Here is a 19,927-nt window from a genome sequence, read left to right as displayed (position 1 = left end):
CGATGGGCGTTCTTGAAAGCAATACGGCGCTGTGGCCGGCCGAGGGCGTCATTATCCCGATCGACGACGTCGATATCCGCGTCAACGGCGCGGCGCATCCGTTTCACCTCGATGAGGTCGAGCGGGCGCAGGAGAATTGGCAACGCGAAATCGCGGCCAATCCACATCTCTTTGACGGCCGGATGGTGCTGCAGCGGGCGCTTCGCATCGAGGACGGGCGGATCCGGGGCGAGGGGCATGTTGTGCCCTATTCGACCTTTCTCTGGTGGCGGAAGACGCGGGCCGAAGGCGCCTTCCATCTCTTCGCCATGCCGGCGATCCTGTCTTCCGACGGCGCGTTGATCCTGGTGCGCATGGGGTCGCACACCGCCAATCCGGCCCGCGTCTACAGCCCCTCCGGCTCGCTGGAGCCAGAGGATATCGTCGACGGCCGCTGCGACATCGCCGGCAACATTCGCCGCGAGGCGCTGGAAGAAACCGGCATCGATCTCGCGCTTGCGACGGCCGAGCCCGGCTATCACCTCCTGCATATGGACCGCGCCGTGACCGTGCTTCGCGTCTACCGCTATCCGGAAACGGCGGCGGCGCTGGTTGCCCGCGTGGCGGCGCATGTCGCTGGTGATCTCGAGCCGGAGATCGACGAGGCGATTGCCGTTTTCGGGCCGGATCCGGACGCGAACAACTATCCGCCCTTCATCCTGCCTATCCTGAAGTGGCTGTTTCGGTAACATCCGCTCGCCACGGCCTTGAATCAATAAATCGCGCTATCTTTTTGTATTTGTAGTGCTTATGCCGCGCGCGTCTGCTTGCGCCTTAGGCCCTGTTGATGCGCAGGAAGAACTGCCACGCCTTCACACATGCCCGCGCCCCTCGGTCCTCACATCCCAACAATCAGGAAGGACCGCGCAGGGTGGAAAGCGGACTTCCGCCGGACCAGCCACCGACACTGCAGTCTCACAACGTGAAAGCAATATCGTCGGCAGATAAGTCCGCAAGCGAAACGCCTTCGATGAGGATACCTTCGGTTTCACCATGAAAGGCTACATAGAGACCCTCCTCTGTGTCATGCGAGGCAGCCACAAAGGAATCGAAATTATAGATGTTGGTGTCGCCAGGATAGAAGCCCCCCAACTCGATCACGTCGCCACTTTGGGTGTCAAAATCGACGATATGGTCGATGCTGCTATGGCGAACCTCAAATCCACTCCAGTGGAATGTGTCAGCGCCCTCACCGCCGATCAGACGATCCGCACCGTCGCCTCCAGAGAGGTGGTCATCGCCTTCACCCCCACTAAGTGAGTCGACTCCGGCACCGCCTTCAAGGCGGTCATCATCGCCTTCGCCATAGAGATAGTCATTATTTTCGCCGCCAATCAGGCGGTCGGCCCCATTGCCGCCGAAGAGGTTGTCGCGACTGAGGCCACCGAGCAAAGTATCATTGCCGCTGCCGGTATGTGCGTAAACCCGCTCAAAATTGTGAAAGGCCGTACCGGTCGATGTAACGCCATTGACCACATCGACCGTGACATCATCGGTCCGATCCGCATCCTCGAACCGTAACGTGTCGTCACCGTCGCCGCCGTCGAGTTCGGCAGATGAAAGTGTCGTTGTGATGCTGTCGTCGCCACTGCCGCCAGAAAGATGATTGGCCCCGAACCGATCGATTATCGTGTCGTTGCCCGCACCGGCGTCGATAACATCAGCACCCAGGGAACTCATTTGATTATGGGTGTTCGGCAATGACTGGCCGCCGATGATGTCCGCGCCGTCTCCGGTCGAGATCACGTCGTCACCCGTGCCACCCTCAACAATGTCCTTGCCGCTACCGGTCGTCAGCTCCAGCCGCTCAATGCCGCGGTAGAAGATGTGATTGTCGGTCTCAGCCGGGTCACCGAAGGTTACGTGGCGGTTCATGCCGTTAAACGTGACTCGGTTGCCCGTCCCTGAAAGATTGATGACCAGCGTATCGATGCCGGCACCTCCCCGCGCCACGCCGCCCGTTCCGTTGAGTTCCAGCCGGTCATCGCCATCGCCGCCATCGAGCTCGTCATAGCCGCTGAAGCTCACCAAGCCGTCGTTACCGGCCCCGCCATAGAGAAAATCGTTCCCAAGCCCGCCGTCCAGCGTGTCATTGGCGCCGAGACCCCAGATATTGTCGTTTTCGTTTGTCCCGAACAGGGTGTCGTTTGCATCAGTGCCGACTATCTTTGCCATTGTTTTCATCCTCCTGAAAGCAATCTATAAGCAAACAACAATTGCAAACAAGTATTATATTTATTAAGTGCAGTCATTTATTGTACTTCAATTATAATTCAAAACTTAAATTAATATCCATCACTGTCATTCAAATAACTGAAAGCCGGCGCGATCCTGGAACAACTGGCGTTGAGATCGATTACGCTAGCCCGAAGCGCCCGAGCCAGGCGCGGGACGGCTGGCAAGACTCGGATCTACGATTGTTAGTAGTTGCTGATGTTTCCTTCAACTTTTGCTACTGATCTCGAGATGATGGAAGGTAGCGCGGTAACTGTGTGCCGCAGGCTGTTGAGCAAGATGGGAGAGCGCTCATGGCAACGGGGACAGGTTTCACGCCCGGGGAATGGGGGCAGGTACACTGCGTCCAAAACGTGGGTTGGTACCGTTTCCGACTGGGGGTATTCGAGGGGATGGTTATATCCATCACAGCTACGAGGGCTTCTACCCAGATGCTGATCCGGCCGAAATCGCCCGCCTGAAATCCGTCCATCGGTTGCCCATCGACCACATTCCAATGGATATCAACCCAGTCGTGATGAACACGGGCGACAGATTGTTTCTCATCGATGCGGGCGCGGGGCGGACACTTACATGGCGTGGCGACATGGGTCGTCTGATAGACAATCTCGGCGCGGCCGGTACTGATCCGAAAGACATCGACGCGGTCCTGATGACCCACCTGCATCCGGATCACGCCTTTGGCCTCATCCATCCCGACGGTAGCGCGACCTTCCCCAACGCGAAGCTTTTCTGCACCGATCGGGAATGGGCTGAATGGACCGATCCGGAAAACTTGAATCGGAATGACTTCCGATCGGAGTGGACGGGAGGAGCACTTGAAGCAGTGGCTCCTTATCGCGACAGGCTGAGGCTTTTCTCAGTCGGCGAGACCCTGTTCCCGGGAGTGTCCACGTTTTCCGTCGCGGGTCATACCGCCGGGATGTGCGCCTACATCTTCGAGAGCGAAGGGCAAAAAATTGTCTTCACCGGTGACGTCTGCCACCATCAGGTATACGACCCGGCTCATCCGGAATGGTATTTCCATATGGACTACGATACCAACCCGCAGCAGGCCGCGGATGCGAAGACCGCGATTTTCGCCAAGGTCGTGACCGAGGGTATTCGCTATCATGGCTACCATTTCCCTTTCCCGGGAATTGGGGACGTCGTGCCATTGGGCGACGGCACGTATCACTTTCATCCGGAGGCTGTTGCACCGCGCCATTAAGAGCCAAGTTCAGCCGTCGGTGGCTCGCAACCGGCGAACGATTGGTATTGGATTTTCTCGAGGAAGTCCGACGAGGGCTTACGCGGAAGACAGCAAATAAGCTCGGTCAATGTCTGCAGGTATTGCGACATAATCCCGGAAGTTTGGACGGCTCTCGTGAGCCTTTAATAGAGGTGCGTAGCGCTACGAACCCATGACACCTGCTCCGAGTTGTGCACGGGTGCTTTTTAACACTTGCCGCCCGCGCCCCGACGCTGCAAAGTTCGGGGCATCTTCGCAAGGGGACATGAATGGCGCTGAGTTACGCGATCTACGACGTCTTTACCGACAGGCAACTCGAAGGCAATCCACTGGCTGTGGTCTTCGGCGCCGACCGGCTGGACGACGAGGCGATGCAGGCGATCGCGCAGGAATTCAACCTGTCGGAGACGGTGTTCATCCGCAGGCCCGGGGGCGCCGCGCATACGGCGAAGCTCCGGATCTTCACCCCCAGCCAGGAACTGCCCTTTGCCGGACATCCGACCGTTGGCGCGGCGATCGCTATCGCCGAGGCGCAGCATGGCGCGATCGAGGAGGGGATCGACCTTGTGCAGGTGCTGGAGGAGAAGGTGGGTCCGGTGCGCTGCGCCGTCCGCCTCAAGTCGAGGGCTGCGAGCTTTGCCGAGTTCGACCTGCCGCGCAAATCGGTACGGCTCGATGCGCGCTTCGACCGGCAGGCGATTGCCGATGCGTTGAGCCTGAAACAATCACAGATCGGCTTCGAGAACCACGTGCCTTCGTTCTGGAGTGCCGGCGCGCCCTTCGTCATGGTGCCGGTGCACGATGTTGCGGCGGTTTCTTCGATCGAGTTCGATTCGCAACGCTGGGAGCAACTGACGCCGATGGCCGAGGGGCGGCTGGCCCCGGCCTATGTCTATTGTCGCGGCGGCGTGAATCACTCGGCGCGCTTCCACGCGCGCAAGTTCGGCCCCGGTGCCGGCAACCTCGAGGACCCGGCGACCGGCTCGGCCGTGGCCGCTCTCTCCGGTGCCATCCATTTTTTCGACCAGTTCGTCGACGGTCATCACCCGGTGCTGGTCGAGCAGGGGGTGGAAATGGGACGGCCGTCCTTCATCCACCTGCATCTGGATATCGCCGGCGGCGAGATCAGCAATGCCCGCATCGGCGGCCACGCAGTGAAGATCGGCGCAGGCGAACTTTTCGTCTGAAGCGGGAGCTAAGCGTTTTGGAAAAGAGAAATTCAATCAGCGTTTTAGGAGAATTTGGTGGGTGATCACGGGCTCGAACCGTGGACCCGCTGATTAAGAGTCAGCTGCTCTACCAACTGAGCTAATCACCCATCCGCGACCGCGTCGGTCAAGTCCCGTCGCTGTCGTGAGGGGGCGTATAAAGGCGTTCGATTGGCTTGTCCAGCGCCTTTGTGAAAATCTTTTGAAAAACTTCATAGGGCCAAGGCGCGCCCTGTGGAGAACGCCCCGCACACCGCCGTGGTTGTAGGGAACACGGGAGTCACGACGAAAGACGCGTTTGACAACTGCCGCTTTGACCTGGGCGGCCGCTTCATCGGCGTGCGCTGATGGCGCGGCCAGGCGAGAGCAAACGCAATCAACTCGGAGCCGGATGGAAACGCTGTGGGTTTATCGTCGCGTGACGCAAATACCCTCTTGAGTGTCATCGGCCCGTGCGCTAAAGCGACGCCACGGATGGGTGATTAGCTCAGTTGGTAGAGCAGCTGACTCTTAATCAGCGGGTCCACGGTTCGAGCCCGTGATCACCCACCAAAACTTCTCCTAAGACGCTGATTAAATTCCAATTTTTCCGGCAGGCATATTGGTGCGCTTTCCAGGCTCTGGGAGGTATCCACGGCCCGTTCCTAAGCATCCGGCGTGACCGCGTGCCGTCCTGTCCGCCGACACTTGTTGCGATGGCCTACGAGGCGCATCAGCGGCGCCATAATCCCGACCGGCGATATGTGCAGTGCTCGACCAGCGCGATTGGTCGCCTGGTCGAGCCGGTCGGGGGCGCTGCCAACGGCACCGGCCACGCCCTCATCAAACGGTGCGCCGAACATTCATGACGGCGTGACCAATATCGTCGTCCGACGCTGCTGCCGTTCATTTGGCGGGAAAGTATCGGAGCGTTCCGGCGAGCCGCGGGCCGGTCGATCCCTGGGTATCCATCGGGTGATTGATGCCGTCGTTCACGGGCAATTCTTCAAAATCAAAGGGGCTCACGCCTTCGAGACACGCTGCATTGACGCCGTAGAAATCGGGGTTCGCGCGCGGCTTGTGGAAGGTGTAGATGCCGCATTTTGAGCAAAAGAAATGCTCGGCCGCCTTTGTGTTGAACTGATACCTGGTCAGCGCCTCACCGCCTGAAAGCACAGTGACGCCGTCCTTTGCGGCGGAGACGGCAACCGCGCCCTTCAACTGGCAGTAAGAGCAGGTGCAGCGGCGGGCCGTATGAAGACCGTTCTTCAATCGAACATTGAAACGAACTGTTTTGCAGTGACAGGCGTCGTTGAGGTCCTGAACGTCGAGATTCATGGAAGCATCCATCTGATTTTGAAGCGCAATTGACGTCCTTTTCTTAGGGGCTGGATTGCGGATGCTCAAGTGCGGGCAAAGCGAATGGCATGCCGGGCGGAAGGTGAGGACAGCCGTGACGACCCTTGGAGGCCTCTCCGCCTCATCGCGGCAGCGCCTCGACGTCGTGGCGTGAGGGGCGTGGCTCTGTGGTCGCGATGTCAACGATGCTGCCGATGCAGATCAGTGCGAAGAAGACGGAGAACGAGACAATGACAATCAATCGCTCCGTTTTGAACTCTTCGCCGCGGTGGAAAAGCCGCGTCTGTTGGCGATAAAGGCCGGATCGACCCCTGCGGCACGCTCGCACCCGTCACCTGTTGCTCCCGTGCAACAGGCGCTTCGTCATTCCGACAGTTTGCGATTGTGCTCTTGCCGCAGAAGTAAACTCGTGTAATTTTCACCAAATCGGAGCTCAAACTAGAGGAGGCATACGATGATTCATAATTTTGTTCAGATGCTCGCCTCTGGTGGAATGGCTTGCTCGTCACGACGAGTGTGCCACAATTCTGTGAATTACTTCGGCGCATAAACGCGACCCGAGTTCCGCCTTTTCGTATTTTCCATTTTGACTTGATGTGACCGGTTCCCGGAACGCGTTTCCGTGTCCGCGCGCATCCATAATCTAAAGGACCGGCCGCTCGCGGCGGCGGGAATAATCATGCGCGAATTGCAACTTACCTCCGCCGGCACCCTGCCGGCGATCATGGACGATCTGTTTCGAACGTTCGGCTTCCGGCGAACCGTCGGTGCCTTCCTTGTTGCTGCCTGGAGGCGTCGCCGGACGCTCAACCAGCTCAGCCATCTCTCGGATCACTTGCTCCGCGATATCGGCGCGGAGGAAGGCGTGAAGAAGCCCGAGATGGCCGACATATCCCTCTGGCAAATGCCGGTCGGCTATCCGGTTGTGAGACACAACTGAGGCCCGCGTCAGCGGGCCTCAGGCTGCTGGCAAACCCTAAGATGGCTTCCTGCCGCGAAGGGCGTCCCATTCTCCGTCATCCTCGCCCTTGTGGCGGGGATGTGAGCGACCCGACGTCCGTCGGGTCGAAAGACCTTTCGGCCCAAGGACTTGGGCTGGTTTCGCAGTTCCAGCGCGCAATTGGGTGGCAGCGCCGGTTGTGTGTGAACGCGGCTGATCCTGCAACGCCGCGCATCTGCTCAGGCGCGCAAAGGTCGCCGTAGCACTTTGAATTGCTGCATGTTTTTGCCCTTTAACGGGCTACGAACAAAGGAAACATGCCGTCGGCAAGTCATCTCTCGTCACCAGCGTGTTGCAGTCGGATCGGAGATCAGGGTGCCAGCGCGGTCGCCGCTGATTGTTGTTCGGCGGCGAGCTTGGCGGCGCAGTCGTGTTTTATCATCGCCGCTGCGAGGTTCGCTCGCCCGGTACCGGTGGCCTTCGCCTTTGCTGCCGCCATGTCCCTGCACCAGTTTGCGTCGAGAACCTCTTCGGGGATGTGCGGCATGCAGGACGAGAGAAGCAACAGCAAACATAGCAACGCGACGCGCATTCAAGGCTCCTTTGCGGGTGCCGGATTCTTATCATCAGCGAACCGAAAGGAAACACGTGCTTGTGCTTGGGGGCTGCCTGATAGCCCTTGTTTCATGCGACCACCCGCTGGCCGGCGGTGCGGCAGGGGTGGTCGCGTTTCGTGGCCGTTACGGTGTCGTTGCCGGCTGAGTCGTCGACGGTTGCGTCGTTGACGGTTCGGTCGTGGACGGCTGAGTGGTCGAGGGCTGCGTCGTCGACTGGTCAGTCGTTGCCGGCTGCTGCGTCGTTGCTGGCTTCTGCTCGGTCGTCGCGGGCTCCGTCGTCGTTGTCGCCGGTGCCGTCTCGGTGGCCTGCTTGGCCCCCGGTTGCAGGTACACGACGCCAAGAATGATGAGCACGATCACAACCACGATGCCGATGACTGTGTTTCGATTCATGCAGGCTTCTCCTCAGGTTAAGTGCCTCAGAGGTGTAAATGGAGCGGTCGGTCGAATAATCAACGGCCAAACTCGCGGATCGGTTGAAAAACGATCCATCCGGTCGCGCAGCGACCGGCCGTGCCGTTGATCTTCGGCTTGGAGACATGGCCGGGAGCGGCACGGTGATGGGTTCTCGAGCGTGGCTGTGCCGGGAGAGCCGGCGCTTTTCCGGGTGAAGGCTCACTGGTAAGGGCCGCGGACCGCGAGCCTAGCGCTCGCCGCCGGCGGTGGATTTGGGCACGGGGGTGATGAAGCCGAGCCGCAGCAATTGCTTCGAACCGCCGAATTTCACCGACGAATGGGAAAAGAGCTGCAGCGCGCCGGTGCCGGCGAGGGCTTCCGTCATCTTCGCGTAGGCCGCCGAACCGTCGAAGTATTGGCCGTCGGCGACGGCATCCTCGATGACCTTTTCGTAGTCGGCGAAGAACTTGAAATGCAGGAGGGCGCCGAGCACCGAGGAGAAGTTGCGCTGATAGGGCAGCGGCTGATGGATGCTGGCGCCGAAGCGACAGTCCTCGTCCCAGAAGATCAGCGGATACTTGATCAGTTCCAGGTCGGATTCGAACTCGCGGTGGCGGGCGCCGCCCTTGACCGTGATCGCGCGCGTGGTCGTTGCCAGCGAATAGCCACGGCTATCGAAATGATCGGCGACTTCCCACGGGGCTCGGGTTTTCAGCTGATTGACGTCTGCCGTGCCCAGATTGACCGGATACATATCCAGCGTCGGTGCGGGCAGCCGTGAAATCTTCAGATCCTCGAGCGTATGGATCACCGACCACAGCGTGCGGTTCTCGCAATCGTCGTAGATCAGGAACTCATCGGAATCGACGTTGAGGTACCAGCGGTCGCCGCCATAGCGCGCAAACAGCGCCTCCCTCCAGAGGCGGCCGCGCCGGGCTTCCGCGTAGCGAAGCGCAGACGCCCACAGGTCGACATCGGGCTCGCCCAGTAGATATTCGCGCGTCCCATCGGTCGAGGCATCATCGACGCAGATGAAACGGGTAACGCCCAGCGACCGGTAATGCGTCAGAAAGCCGGGCATCAGCTTGGCATCGTTGCGGCTGAGGAAAACCAGCGGGAGATCATCAGGGTAGAGCGACGTTTGCCCCTGCGGGCTGACGCAGCGCAGATCGACTTCGCGGCTCTCCGTCCGTTCGCGACGCTCGACCTTGGCGGATTCGTACCAGGTGATGAGGCGATCGAAGAGGTTTCGGTCCGAGATCATCTCGGCGTCGGATTGATCCCTGAAGGGATAGGTAATGTCTTTCATTCCCATTCCGATATGTATTCTTCATACATAATATGGGGCGACTTAGATCAAAAACACCGGTGAGGCAATTGCCTGATGGCATCGACCCGGCGATGCCGCGAGTGGCGCATTGCCTGTCTCTGGAGCGCGAAATCGTACTAACTGGCGGTGAAAAGATCCTTGGGGCAGAGCATGAAGCGTCTCCTTCGTTCGATCCGAAAGAGAATTCGTTACTTCACCAATGCGCGCACGGTGACGATCGATGGCATCCGGCTGGTGTCCGACGCGGCGCGCGTTCCGGCCGTCGTGCGCGACCTGATGTATCGCGAAGTCTACGAGGATACGGAACGCAACATCCTGCTTCGGCTGCTAAAGCCCGGCTCGAAGGTGCTGGAAGTCGGCACCGGCGTCGGCTTCATCGCGCTGCTTGCGGCAAAGATCTGCGGCGCTTCGAACGTGCTGACCTATGAGGCCAATGCGTCGCTGGAGCCGCTGATCCGCGAGAACTTCCAGCTGAACGGCATCGAGCCCGCCTTGCGGCTCAGAGCCATGACGGCTGACGGGCGCAGGATCTCCTTCTACCGGAGCGACAACATCATTTTGTCGAGCGCCTACGACCGTCAGCTGCCGGGCGCGAAAGTGGAGATCGAAAGCGACGTCTTCTCCGAGGTACTCCAGACCTATCGCCCCGATGTGCTGATCATGGATGTGGAAGGCAGCGAGGATGAATTGCTGCGCGTTGCCGATTTCGGCTCGGTCAGGGATATCCTGGTGGAACTGCACCCGCATGTCATCGGCGAGGCGAAGGTCGAGGAATTGAAGGCGATCCTGGCGGACAAGGGGTTCCGGCAAGGCGAGACCGACCGCAAGACCTTCCATTTCCACCGGAACCGCGCTTGAACGCAGCCGATTTCGCTCGCCATGACGCGACCATCGCAACTTTTTGGCGGGTCGTTGGTTACTCCTGCATTCACGTTCACTGGGCTAGCCTTGAGGTCCTCTCAATGGGTAGCGGGTGGAGGAGACTGATATGACACACAAGATGAGCAAACTTCTGGCCGTGCTCCTGGTCGCCGCAGGCGCCGTAGGCGCCGTCACGGCGCTGCCTTCGGTATCTCCGGCGCAGTCCCTTGATCTCTACATCGGACCTCGCGGCGACGATGGCGACTGGGATCGGGACTATCGGCGCGAACGCCGCTATGACGACGATTACTACAGCCCGCGGCGCGGCTGCAGCGCCCGCCAGGCCATTCGCCGCGCCTATGGCTATGGCATGCGTGATCCCGAGATCGCCGGAATGAGCCGCAACCGAATCGTCGTCGAGGGCATCGGACGGCGTGGACAATACGCCAGGATCTATCTCGCCAACCGCAGCGGTTGCCCGCGCATCCGCTAGATCACTTCATTGTTTCATCGAAACACTGAAGTGATCTTTGAAATTACGCAATTCTGGACGGAAAACCGTTTCGCACTTTTCCTGGAATTGCTCTAACGTGTCTCCCTGTCTCGACCGCGCGCTTGGTGCGGTCAGGGGGCGCGGTCGAGGGCGCAGTCGGGAATTGCCTGCGCCGCGCAAAGGACACGCGGCAAATGCTCCTCGTTCCGTATTCCGCAGTGCGAGGCGGCGGCGTGATGCTCGTGCCTGGCTCGCCGCAATGGGGTGAACGCCGCTGGTCCGTTCCCTTGAGGAAGGGCAATGTGATATAGCGTCCGCCGATGATCATTCCGACCTCTTCGACATCCACACCGCTCGGCGAGCGTGCTTGCGGCACCTGCACCCTTTGCTGCCGGCTGCCGGATATCGACGCGTTGGAAAAACCGGCAAACGACTGGTGCCGGCATTGCATCGACGGTGAGGGGTGCCGGATCTATGAGCAGCGGCCGCAGCTCTGTCGCGACTTCCTCTGTCTTTGGCGCACGGATGAGGGCCTGGACGACACCTGGGATCCGGCGCGCTCGCGCATGATGATCTATCGGCAGGGGCCGCAGGTCACCGTTCTCGTCGATCCCGATTATCCGGAAATCTGGAAGCAGACGCCCTATGCCGAGACGCTGCAGCGCTGGGCGCGCGCGGGCGAAGCCGGGCAATATGTGATCGTCTTTATCGGCGACGCCGTGTTCAAGGTCGACTGACACGCGCGACAAAGCGCGAAAAAGAAAGAGCCCCGCACGAGGGCGGGGCAAGCAGGCACCCAAAATGGCTCGGGGTGCGGGGAAGCGCAGTCAGAAAGAACGTACTGCGCGGTACGGAAGCTAGCGCGCATCCGCCAGCCGGGGGAAGGCCTGATTCGGCGATTCCGGTACGCTCGCCAAAATAAATCCTGAGAAGAGCCGAGCGGCGGGGCATCGCCGCCGCGCCCGTCTTTTGCAGCTTCCGGTCTTGAGCGGGGCCGATTGACTTTGTCGGGCTCCGCCTCATTTCCGAAAGGAGAAACTGACGGAGACGATGATGTCAAAGACGATGCTCATGGTCCTCTGCCTACTGCATGTTCTTGTCCTTTAATCGTACCCGATTAAAGGACAAGAACATGCAGCAATTCAAAGTGCTACAGCGACCTTTGCGCGTCTGATAAGACGCGCGGCGCTGTAGCGCTTCTTGCCCTGTCGGCCTGCGGCAACACCGCGCGCGGCTTTCGGCAGGATGGTGCCGAGACCGGCCATGCACTCGACGACGCGACGCACCGGGTGCTGAAGTCGACTTCGAAATAGAGCAATTCCAGGAAAAGTGCGAAACGGCTTTCCGTTCGGAATTGCGTAATTTCAAAGACTTAGTTCACTTCAGTGTTTCGATGAAACAATGAAATGATGTAGGGCGCAAGAACCCGACACAGGAAAGGCACTTCGGCCTTTCCTGTGTTCGCGCTCGATGGTGGTGCGGTCGGTGCCCGGACGAGCGTTATCGCGGCCGCAAGGCGTTCGGCTGAGCGACCGTTTCGCTGCTCGAAAAGATGACGACTGCAAACAGCAGCACGCCGACGAAGGCGACGATCGAGGCCGCGGCGACGATGGGCTCGATCTCGGGCCTGCCGGTGACCATCAGATAGAGCGACGGCACCAGCACGGCGACGCCTGAGGTGTAGACGTAATATTGGATCATGGCGAGCCGGCGCTCGGCCTTGGCGGGATTGAGCGCATAATAGATGCCGAAGATTGCCATCGTGACCCAGCCGAGCAGGTTTGTATGGGCATGCGCCGGCGTGGCGGCATGATCCTGACTAATAGCCATGTGCAGGCCGATACAGAGGCCGATGATCAGGAATATGATTGCGGTCTTGAAATACAATTGAGCAAGGCGCGGCATCGATTCTCTCCTCTTGATGCTCCCCGCTTACTTTATTAGCATTTTTGCAAATTAATAATGATTGCCAATATTGGGCACTTTGCGCCGTCGTCATGCCCGCGAGCGGATCCATGCGACCGGGCGGTTGCCGCGGCCAATGCGGCGCGCTTGCGCGTGGCCATGTCGTTGAAAGCGGTGAGGTTCTGGCGCTGCAGATAGGCGGATATCGCGGCTTCCACGCCGCGCTCATTGCCGCCTTCGGCTTCCCAGAAGGCTTCCATGGCGGCGAAGAGGGCGGACTTGTCGAGCGTCATGGTCATCTGAGATCGGCACCGAACTGCTGGCGGTGGTTGAGGGTGCCGTGGACGGCCTGGCTGTAGGGGGAGCGTTCCGCGTCGAAATCCGCGCACCAGCGCTCCCAGGCGTCGGAGGTGCGGACAAAGGCCGGCAGCTTGTGCTCCTCTTGCGGGCTCTGGTCGTAGCCTTCGAGCCAGGCGTCGGCGACCGTCTCGGTCACGTCTTCGCCGCCGTGGAGGACGTCGAGATCGAAGCGGATCAGCTTTGCGACATGCTCGCCATCGTGGACCCGAAGCCAATCGGCAGCGGTGCGGTAGGTGGTGCCGACCGTGTCTGTCTCCTCGCAAAAATAGCCGGTGCCGAGCGTCATGACGGCGAGAATGACCTCGCGCCCGTGAAGGAACGGGGCGGGGCCTGTCACAGCATCCGCGATCAACACGTCGGGCATCGTTCACCTCGGCCTGTTCGAGGTGCGCGCTGGCGCGCCCTTGCGGGTGCCATCGGTCCCTCCGGTTTCGTTCTGTGGCAATATAGGAAAACTCCTATTTATACATCAATAGGAAAGGCACTTCCGGCAGGAATTTTCTTCGCGCGGCCGCTTTGAGTTGTCGATAGGCGATTATTTGTTCTTGTTTTGTTCGATTGATTGCGCCACCTTGGAGCCGCCATTCCAGGTGGCGGAAAAGGAGCATGGGATGATCACCTATTTCGTGGTTCAGAGCTTCACGCTGGGGAGCCGCGGGGCGCTGCTTGCCGACAATCCGGTGCAGGCGACCGGGGCCGAACATGCGGTGCGGCTGGCCGAAAGGCTGGCAGCGACCAAGGTGGGCGTCGTGGCCTTCAGCCGCTCAGGCGATCTCGCGACCGGGGAGTTCGAGGACGCCACGCTGCTCTTCATGTCGGGCGACCTGCCGATGGAGATCGAGGAGGGGATGGCGGCCTGAGTGTCAAGTGGCAGGAGGCAGCGGACCGAACGCTTTGTGACGGCAGGCGGAACGGCGGCGATTGCATGGCGAAGTGTTGAGGACTGCCCCGAGGCGATGCCTTGCCCGCGGCATCCTCGCCTGGCGGTGAGGGGCGAACCAGCCAGTGCCTGTGGCGTGCGGGATTTGTCCCTGGATCGGCTGGCACTTGGTGCAGAATTGACGTGCCTGTGGTCGGGACTCGCTACCCCACTGCCAGTCGTCGAGACAAGCTGGCGCCCATCGCGGCCCTGTTCAGGGGGTGAGCAGCTATGTGGTCGGCATGCTGCTTTGAATCAGGTAAGCGATATAGCACGTTGAATATGCAAGGATATCGTCGCTTGGCCCTGCAGGCTCTAGCGGGCGCTGTATTTGCCGACCACCCGGTGGCAGAAGGACCACTCGACCCGGCTCTCGGTGAATTCCAGGAAAGGGTTGTACTGCCGGAGCGTCCATTCGCGGTCGTTGAAGGAGACCAGCCGCTTGATGATCGCTTCGGCGTCGTTGGCGGGCGGCACGTGATAGAGCACCACGTCCTTGTCGCGCGCCGGCGGCAGATGCGGGTGGACGAGCGCCATGTCGCCGGGCTCGTATGCCGGGATCATCGAGCTGCCGGTGAGGTAGATGCCGTAGGCGCCCTTGACGCCCTCAAGCACCGAGGGGCGCTTGACATATTCGACCGCATCGAAGGTGACGATCACGTGGCCGTCGCCGCCTTGCGCGGCGGCGAAGATCGGTAGGTCGCGATGGCCGACGAGCTGTTCGCCGGGCACGATCTGCGGTGCGAAGCCGGGCGCACGTCTCGGTGCCGCTTCGGCGGCGGGGGCGCCCTGAATCAGATCGACGATCGTGCGCGCGTCGCGCTCGCGCAGTGCCCGCGGTGTCTCGCGCTCGACGAATTGCTGGATGTAGGCGTGGTTCTTCGCGATCGCGATCGACAGATCCTTGTAGGTCGTCTTCTTCGCGTCGACTGCTTCCCGGATAAGGCGGCGCAATTCGTCCATGGCACTGGCATCCCAGATTCCGTTTCTTACGTCAAATAGGAAATTTCCTCTTGATGAGTGTAGGAAATCCTACTATGAATAGGATGTCAACGGAAATGAGCGGTGCAAATCGCCTGAGTTTCCGGCGGCGGCCGGCATCGCCAGCGTTTTTAAAAGACGCGCGGCGCTGTCAATGGCCCCACAGATCGCTCTCCGCAGCAATTGCGGTGTGCATTTTGAGAAAAGCTGCTGTCTTCCCGATCGGCAACGATTTCGGGGTGCGCAGCGGGCGAGAGGTTCCGCTTCCTCCCCGGAGCCTCTCGCTCTTCGATTACGATGATCTTGGGTCGGCTCGGCCCGGCATCATGAGCGCGATCGAAATTGGCGCGAGCGGAACGCGGGCGGGAAACCGTCAGCACTTTTCCTCCTCTCGCTGCAATTCGTCGCCGGCAAGCCGTCACCGGCGCATGCCTCCGGAACCGGCAATGGTTGCGGCTGGCGGCGTGCGCGGTCCGGGCGCCGGGAGCAGGCGGCTGCGCTCCTTGGGGGTGCGGTGCCGGCTCACGAGCCCGAAGTGGCGCCCGCCGTCCCGCGTGCATTCCTTTGGGATGCGCGGTGCGGACCGAAGGGCCTGACCGGTCCGCCCATCAGGGGCGGATGCTGGAAGCGGCTTGTCGGCGGGGTGGGGAGACAAGCGGATTTGGCGCGCGATGAGCGCGATGGAATGGCCGTGCCAGACGGGGCGGCCAAAGGCGAAGGCATGGGAAAAGGCATGGCGCAGGACAGTCTGACAGGAAGGCCTGGAGCCTCCCGCTTTCAAGTGGAAACGCTGGAGGCGGAAAGATGCTCTGGAATCAAAGTGCTGGAGCCTCCTTTGTGCGTTCAGTTGAACGCACGGCGCTCTAGAGCATCCCGCTCTCAAGTGGAAACACTGGAGGCGGAAAGATGCTCTGGAATCAAAGTGCTGGAGCGTCCTTTGTGCGTTCGGTCGAACGCACGGCGCTCTAGAGGACAGGCGGAAAGCAAGGGCGCGGGCGTCCTGCCGCCTTTGGTACGCGTCTGCGGCAGCGCTGTTGCCGCGGTGACCGGCAAGGCCAGGGCCGGGGCCGCATCCCGGCCGAGCGGGGAGTAGCGGCCATGCGCATCACCGCGATCGTCGAGGCGCTGGTTCAATCCGGTGCGTCGCCGGAGATGATCCTTTGCGCCATGCGCGCCGCCGAAGCCGGGCAGCAGTCGGAGATCGAGCGGCGCCGGGCAGGCGATCGCGAACGGCATCAGCGTCACAGGGCGCGCGTGACGTCACGCGATGTCACGGCGACAGCGGCGGGTGTCCTCTCTGATAAAGAAAGCTCCCCCGCACCCCCTAAAGAAACTAACTCTCCCGACACGACTCCGGCCGGGAGCGGCCCTCAGCTCGATCTCCACCTGGGGGCGGAAAATGCAGCGCGGTCGGGGCGCGGCCGCAGGGCCAGCCGGCTGCCCGCGACCTTCGAGCCCGACTGGGCGTTTGCCGCCGGGCTCGGCTTCGGGCCGGCCGAGGCAACAATCGAATTCGACAAGTTTCGCGACTACTGGACCGCCAAATCCGGCCGCAATGCCACCAAGCTCGACTGGGCGGCCACCTGGCGGAACTGGATGCGCAATGCCGGCCGACCAGCCAGGGCTGGCGGCCCCCAAGTCGCGAGCCGATCAACCGCGACGGGCCGGGCCGGAGACGCCGGACCACCGCGACGCGGACATCGCCAGCAGGCGCCGCCGCACGAGACCGCCTTTGCCCGCCACCAGCGGGAATGCAGGCAAGCGATTGAAAGCGAAATCAAAGGAAACCGAAACAATGACCCTCTTGGAAATGATGAGTTTGCCGGCGCAGGCCCGGCTTTCGACCTTGAGCCGGGAGATTACCGCGCTCACTGAACGGCTGGCGCCGGCCAGCGAGGCGGCGGTGCTGCGCAGCCTCGACGCGATGCAGACGGCCGGCATGACGATGCCGCAGGGGATCGAGCCGAAAAAGATCCTCGCCGTCTACCACTATGCGCTCTCCGGCGTGCCGGGCTGTGGGCTAACGGCGGCGACGCAGAAGCTGATCCGCGGCGACTATGCGGCCAACGCCAATGTGCTGCTGGGCACGATCCCGAAGCCGCCGGTGCTGGCGGCACTGGCAAAGGCAGAGGCGCTGAGCATGCGGGCGGAGCTTGCCCGCAAGCGTGAGACGATCGCCGCCCTCAAGCCCCGGGATACCGGCCGTTCCGAAGCCAGTCGTGCCCGCGTTCGCGCCAGGCTCGAAGCGTTTCGGCGGACACACGCAGCGGCCAAGGCGGCCGCCCAGAACGTAAGCGCGCTTGCAACCCGGGAGATCCACCATGCAGCCTGAGGCAACGGAATTCATGACAGGGCAGACAGCTGCAGGCGGCAGGACAAGCGCCGTTGCGGCGCGGGCGAGGGCCGTGCCCGGGGCTGGCGGTGACGACGATACGGGAAAGCGCCACCGTGGACAGGCGCGCGCGGAAAGCGGCGCAGAGGCTATGGCAATGCGGATGACGGCAGGCGACGAGGTGAGGCAGAAGGCGGCCGCGCGTGGTCACGCGCAAGCCGAAGGTTCCGTGGGGATGGCCGCGGCTGACCGCGAGGCGGCGCCCGCCGCGACGCTGGAGGATCTGGCGGGCATGGTCGCGGTTCAGGTGCGCACGCAAACGCGGCGGATCGCGGAGCTGGAACTGGCGCTCGCCGATGCGGAGGCGCGGCTTCTGTCGCAGGCGCGGATGATTTGCGGCGCGGCGGATGCGGCAGGCGGCGATCTCTTCAGCCGGCGGCCGGTGCGCGAGATCATCGACGACGTGCTTGGCGCCTATCCCGGCATCACCTGGGAGGAGATCATCGGCGTTGGCCGCGAGCGCCGCCTGGTCGAGCCGCGCCATCGCTGCATGGCGGCAGTCTACGAGGAGCGCAAGGATCTGTCGCTGCCGGCGCTCGGCCGCATCTTCCACCGCGACCATACGTCGGTGCTGCATGCGGTGAACAGGCGCGGCGCCAGCCGATGACGGCAGCCTTTTGATTTTTGGATTGATTTTGCGTCAGCGCGAAGCCGGGGCCGGCGGTACGGCCAAGCAGCGATGACGAATGAATGAAACGAGGAAACGATACGATGACATCCAAGGCAGAACGCATCCGCATCAAGCGCGCCAGCCGGGCCGGCCGGCCGCGCAAGGCCGACGTGGCACGCTATCCCGGTGGGCAGATCAACCACGGCGAGACCGAACGGGAGGTGCGCTCCGTGGCGCTCGATGCGCGCAAGCGCATGCATTTTTCCGGCAAGCGCGACGTCGATGTTGCGAGCCCCTTTGCCGGCTACACACTCGGCCGCATGTTCCTCGACGGCAAGCTGACGGCGCATGAGCGCGAGGCGGGCGACGAGTACGCCCGGCAAATGGCACGCTATTACAGCCTCACCGGCATTCCCTTTCCAAGTGTCAGGGCGCAGTCGCTCTTCAGCGTCAAGGGCTTTGTCGGCGAGACCAGCGCCGAGCGTGCCAAGAGCGCCCGCCAGGCGGCGAACCGGATGATGGAACTGGAAGGCGTGCTCCTGAAACTGCAGGACGGACCGCAGGTGAAGACGACGGTCTTCAACGTCTGCATCATGGATTACGAGATGCTGCGCACCATGCCGGAACCGCAGCTCGCCTGGCTGAAACGCGGGCTGACCGAGCTGCACTGGCACTTGGGGCTGTCGCGGGAGAAGGAGGGGTGAGGTAGATGGCGCCCATCTTCTGGACCGCTCGTCCGGCCTGCCGGCCACCGTCTCGCCGCAGGCGGGGAGAAGGGACATATGGCGACGCCCCACCTAAATCGCTTCGTCACACCCGGCCGCGGGATACTTTTGCAGTCTAACTCCATCGGGCGCGCCGCATCAGCGGCGCCAGAAGGTCCGGTGGGGGCTGAGTAGTTCGTCCTCGATCTCGGGGAAGGGGCCAAAAACCTCGATCGGCTTCTGGCCGGAGGCAAGCACCGTGCGCGAGGCGAGGTTCATGGTCGGGTTTTCGGGGTGGTCGCTGGTTTCGGCAAGGAGCTTTTCCTCCTCGAAGCCGTAGACCAGGCGACCGATATTCGCCCAATAGAGCGTGCCGGTGCACATGGCGCAGGGCTCGCCGGTTGAAACCAGCGTGCAGGACCATAGGAATTTCGCCGGATAGGCGGTCGCGGCACGCCGGCTAAGCTCGGTCTCGGCGTGGCGTACGGTGTCGATATTGCCCTGGCGCATCAGGATGATGTCGTCGGGGCCGACCAGGACCGCGCCGAAAGGATGATGGCCGTGCGCGGCGGCCTCGCGCGCGACTTCGTCGGCGGCGCGAAGGTGGGCGAGCATCTGATCGCGGGTCATGGTCTGTCGCTCCCCAACGTCGTGGACGCCACCGATTGGACGGTGCCGTTCGGACGATCGTAGCTCGAAAATCGAATGTCCGATATCGCCGCTGCCCGCAATTTCGCAAGACATCCGCCATGCCAGTGGGTGCTGCACTTGCAAAGGGGAGTGTGTCTCCGCTCTCCTTGCGACAGGTGAGGCGGTCGCATTGCCCGGTCTTTCCCCAACCGCCGCAGCCTGCGCTGGCGGCGGGTCAATCTTGATCCGACCAGTCGGCAAGCAGGGTGATGCCGAACTTCGGCGCGGCCCTCCGAAGCCGATCAAGCTCTTCCGATGTCGGTGGCTTGACCGCTTCGTCCGGCCCAAGTTCACGGCCGGCTTCTTCCAGAAAGCGGTCAAAGATGGCTGGCGTGCCGATCAGGATGTAGCGCGCCGGCCGGCGGCTGACGTTGAGGAGTTGGTGGGGTACGCGGCGCGGGAGAAAGATGCTCTGGCCCACGGTCAACCGGTGCGCAGTCCCGCCGATTACCGCAGTCAGTTCGCCCTCGAGGATGTAGACGGTTTCGTCGTCGCTGGCGTGGACGTGAATTGGCGTCCTGGTGTCGCCGCCGCTGACGTTTTCGAAGAGGCAGAACTGGCCGTCGGTCTGGCTGCCCGACAACAGACGCTTCATGACGACGCCGGCGAGGGTGAATGCTTTCGGTTCTGTGCTGCTCATCGCAAATACCCCATCGAATTTCGCAGGAGCGGTCCTGT

Annotated in this window: 24 protein-coding genes and 2 tRNA genes; 14 read left to right on the top strand and 12 right to left on the bottom strand. The window is 61.7% G+C overall.

What is annotated here, in order from left to right; genetic code table 11:
* Positions 1-2 precede the first annotated feature (2 nt).
* Positions 3-728, top strand: a complete 726-nt coding sequence (locus tag BLU35_RS23490) for an NUDIX hydrolase (protein ID WP_093234691.1) — start codon at positions 3-5, stop codon at positions 726-728.
* A 226-nt stretch (positions 729-954) separates the two neighbouring features.
* Here BLU35_RS23490 and BLU35_RS23485 read toward each other — a convergent pair whose 3' ends face one another.
* On the bottom strand, positions 955-2,214 hold the full coding sequence (locus BLU35_RS23485; RefSeq protein WP_093234690.1) for a calcium-binding protein: 1,260 nt from the start codon (positions 2,212-2,214) through the stop codon (positions 955-957).
* 418 nt (positions 2,215-2,632) lie between these two features.
* Between BLU35_RS23485 and BLU35_RS23480 the strand changes: the two genes are divergently transcribed.
* Together BLU35_RS23480 and BLU35_RS23475 are read left to right on the top strand one after the other, a co-directional pair.
* A complete protein-coding gene (locus BLU35_RS23480; RefSeq protein ID WP_210185156.1) occupies positions 2,633-3,484 on the top strand; it encodes an MBL fold metallo-hydrolase in 852 nt (283 codons plus the stop codon).
* A gap of 290 nt (positions 3,485-3,774) precedes the next feature.
* Positions 3,775-4,692 carry a PhzF family phenazine biosynthesis protein gene (locus BLU35_RS23475; RefSeq protein ID WP_093234689.1) on the top strand — a complete coding sequence of 306 codons (918 nt, stop codon included), beginning with the start codon at positions 3,775-3,777 and terminating at the stop codon, positions 4,690-4,692.
* A 55-nt stretch (positions 4,693-4,747) separates the two neighbouring features.
* Here the strand turns inward: BLU35_RS23475 and BLU35_RS23470 are convergent.
* Positions 4,748-4,823, bottom strand: a tRNA-Lys gene (locus tag BLU35_RS23470).
* A gap of 366 nt (positions 4,824-5,189) precedes the next feature.
* On the opposite strand from BLU35_RS23470, the gene BLU35_RS23465 reads away from it, so the two are divergent.
* Positions 5,190-5,265 (top strand) — tRNA-Lys (locus BLU35_RS23465).
* A gap of 333 nt (positions 5,266-5,598) precedes the next feature.
* On the opposite strand, the gene BLU35_RS23460 is transcribed toward BLU35_RS23465, so the two are convergent.
* Complete coding sequence (locus BLU35_RS23460) at positions 5,599-6,030, bottom strand: GFA family protein (protein ID WP_093234762.1); 432 nt, start codon at positions 6,028-6,030, stop codon at positions 5,599-5,601.
* Between the two features lie 700 nt (positions 6,031-6,730).
* Between BLU35_RS23460 and BLU35_RS23455 the strand changes: the two genes are divergently transcribed.
* On the top strand, positions 6,731-6,991 hold the full coding sequence (locus BLU35_RS23455; protein ID WP_063891524.1) for a DUF1127 domain-containing protein: 261 nt from the start codon (positions 6,731-6,733) through the stop codon (positions 6,989-6,991).
* 370 nt (positions 6,992-7,361) lie between these two features.
* Here BLU35_RS23455 and BLU35_RS35120 read toward each other — a convergent pair whose 3' ends face one another.
* The 3 genes from BLU35_RS35120 to BLU35_RS23440 form a co-directional block, all read right to left on the bottom strand.
* A complete protein-coding gene (locus BLU35_RS35120; protein ID WP_057253966.1) occupies positions 7,362-7,583 on the bottom strand; it encodes a hypothetical protein in 222 nt (73 codons plus the stop codon).
* A gap of 148 nt (positions 7,584-7,731) precedes the next feature.
* Positions 7,732-8,001: a hypothetical protein gene (locus BLU35_RS23445; RefSeq protein WP_093234687.1), complete on the bottom strand. Its 270-nt coding sequence runs from the start codon at positions 7,999-8,001 to the stop codon at positions 7,732-7,734.
* 250 nt (positions 8,002-8,251) lie between these two features.
* On the bottom strand, positions 8,252-9,268 hold the full coding sequence (locus tag BLU35_RS23440) for a glycosyltransferase family 2 protein (protein ID WP_286161598.1): 1,017 nt from the start codon (positions 9,266-9,268) through the stop codon (positions 8,252-8,254).
* A 216-nt stretch (positions 9,269-9,484) separates the two neighbouring features.
* Between BLU35_RS23440 and BLU35_RS23435 the strand changes: the two genes are divergently transcribed.
* The 4 genes from BLU35_RS23435 (at position 9,485) to BLU35_RS36245 (ending at position 12,001) form a co-directional block, all read left to right on the top strand.
* Entirely contained in the window at positions 9,485-10,192 is a 708-nt protein-coding gene (locus BLU35_RS23435) for an FkbM family methyltransferase (RefSeq protein WP_093234685.1), read from the top strand.
* A 130-nt stretch (positions 10,193-10,322) separates the two neighbouring features.
* Positions 10,323-10,688: a hypothetical protein gene (locus tag BLU35_RS23430; protein ID WP_057253970.1), complete on the top strand. Its 366-nt coding sequence runs from the start codon at positions 10,323-10,325 to the stop codon at positions 10,686-10,688.
* Positions 10,689-11,008: 320 nt separating this feature from the next.
* Positions 11,009-11,425 (top strand): hypothetical protein, encoded by a 417-nt coding sequence (locus BLU35_RS23425; RefSeq protein ID WP_093234684.1) that lies wholly within the window; start codon positions 11,009-11,011, stop codon positions 11,423-11,425.
* A gap of 468 nt (positions 11,426-11,893) precedes the next feature.
* Positions 11,894-12,001: an entericidin gene (locus BLU35_RS36245; protein ID WP_110881679.1), complete on the top strand. Its 108-nt coding sequence runs from the start codon at positions 11,894-11,896 to the stop codon at positions 11,999-12,001.
* Between the two features lie 187 nt (positions 12,002-12,188).
* On the opposite strand, the gene BLU35_RS23415 is transcribed toward BLU35_RS36245, so the two are convergent.
* The 3 genes from BLU35_RS23415 to BLU35_RS23405 are packed head-to-tail and all read right to left on the bottom strand — an operon-like array spanning position 12,189 to position 13,317.
* Entirely contained in the window at positions 12,189-12,593 is a 405-nt protein-coding gene (locus tag BLU35_RS23415; protein ID WP_057253974.1) for a heme-copper oxidase family protein, read from the bottom strand.
* 35 nt (positions 12,594-12,628) lie between these two features.
* On the bottom strand, positions 12,629-12,892 hold the full coding sequence (locus BLU35_RS23410; protein WP_110881668.1) for a hypothetical protein: 264 nt from the start codon (positions 12,890-12,892) through the stop codon (positions 12,629-12,631).
* Entirely contained in the window at positions 12,889-13,317 is a 429-nt protein-coding gene (locus BLU35_RS23405) for a hypothetical protein (RefSeq protein WP_093234682.1), read from the bottom strand. Before BLU35_RS23405 ends, BLU35_RS23410 begins: the two co-directional genes overlap by 4 nt.
* Before the next feature lie 247 nt (positions 13,318-13,564).
* Between BLU35_RS23405 and BLU35_RS23400 the strand changes: the two genes are divergently transcribed.
* On the top strand, positions 13,565-13,813 hold the full coding sequence (locus BLU35_RS23400; protein WP_057253978.1) for a hypothetical protein: 249 nt from the start codon (positions 13,565-13,567) through the stop codon (positions 13,811-13,813).
* Between the two features lie 374 nt (positions 13,814-14,187).
* Here the strand turns inward: BLU35_RS23400 and BLU35_RS23395 are convergent, their stop codons facing one another.
* Complete coding sequence (locus BLU35_RS23395; protein WP_093234681.1) at positions 14,188-14,835, bottom strand: S24 family peptidase; 648 nt, start codon at positions 14,833-14,835, stop codon at positions 14,188-14,190.
* Positions 14,836-15,951: 1,116 nt separating this feature from the next.
* On the opposite strand from BLU35_RS23395, the gene BLU35_RS23390 reads away from it, so the two are divergent.
* From BLU35_RS23390 to BLU35_RS23375, 4 genes are all read left to right on the top strand, one after another.
* Positions 15,952-16,728, top strand: a complete 777-nt coding sequence (locus BLU35_RS23390; protein WP_093234680.1) for a hypothetical protein — start codon at positions 15,952-15,954, stop codon at positions 16,726-16,728.
* Entirely contained in the window at positions 16,649-17,185 is a 537-nt protein-coding gene (locus BLU35_RS23385; RefSeq protein ID WP_143032972.1) for a hypothetical protein, read from the top strand. Before BLU35_RS23390 ends, BLU35_RS23385 begins: the two co-directional genes overlap by 80 nt.
* Positions 17,175-17,852 (top strand): helix-turn-helix domain-containing protein, encoded by a 678-nt coding sequence (locus BLU35_RS36240; RefSeq protein WP_244495697.1) that lies wholly within the window; start codon positions 17,175-17,177, stop codon positions 17,850-17,852. The genes BLU35_RS23385 and BLU35_RS36240 overlap by 11 nt, the downstream gene beginning before the upstream one ends.
* Positions 17,853-17,956: 104 nt before the next feature.
* Positions 17,957-18,559 (top strand): hypothetical protein, encoded by a 603-nt coding sequence (locus tag BLU35_RS23375; RefSeq protein ID WP_093234678.1) that lies wholly within the window; start codon positions 17,957-17,959, stop codon positions 18,557-18,559.
* A 159-nt stretch (positions 18,560-18,718) separates the two neighbouring features.
* On the opposite strand, the gene BLU35_RS23370 is transcribed toward BLU35_RS23375, so the two are convergent.
* Positions 18,719-19,189, bottom strand: a complete 471-nt coding sequence (locus BLU35_RS23370) for a nucleoside deaminase (protein ID WP_093234677.1) — start codon at positions 19,187-19,189, stop codon at positions 18,719-18,721.
* A gap of 235 nt (positions 19,190-19,424) precedes the next feature.
* The gene (locus tag BLU35_RS23365; RefSeq protein ID WP_093234760.1) at positions 19,425-19,889 is read right to left on the bottom strand and encodes a cupin domain-containing protein; all 465 of its coding nucleotides are present in this window, start codon (positions 19,887-19,889) and stop codon (positions 19,425-19,427) included.
* Positions 19,890-19,927: the final 38 nt, after the last annotated feature.

It is taken from the genome of Sinorhizobium sp. NFACC03 (assembly GCF_900103435.1).
In the GTDB taxonomy this organism is placed as follows: domain Bacteria; phylum Pseudomonadota; class Alphaproteobacteria; order Rhizobiales; family Rhizobiaceae; genus Ensifer.
Note: the sequence above shows the minus strand (reverse complement) of the source record. Positions and strands in the feature narration are given on the sequence as shown.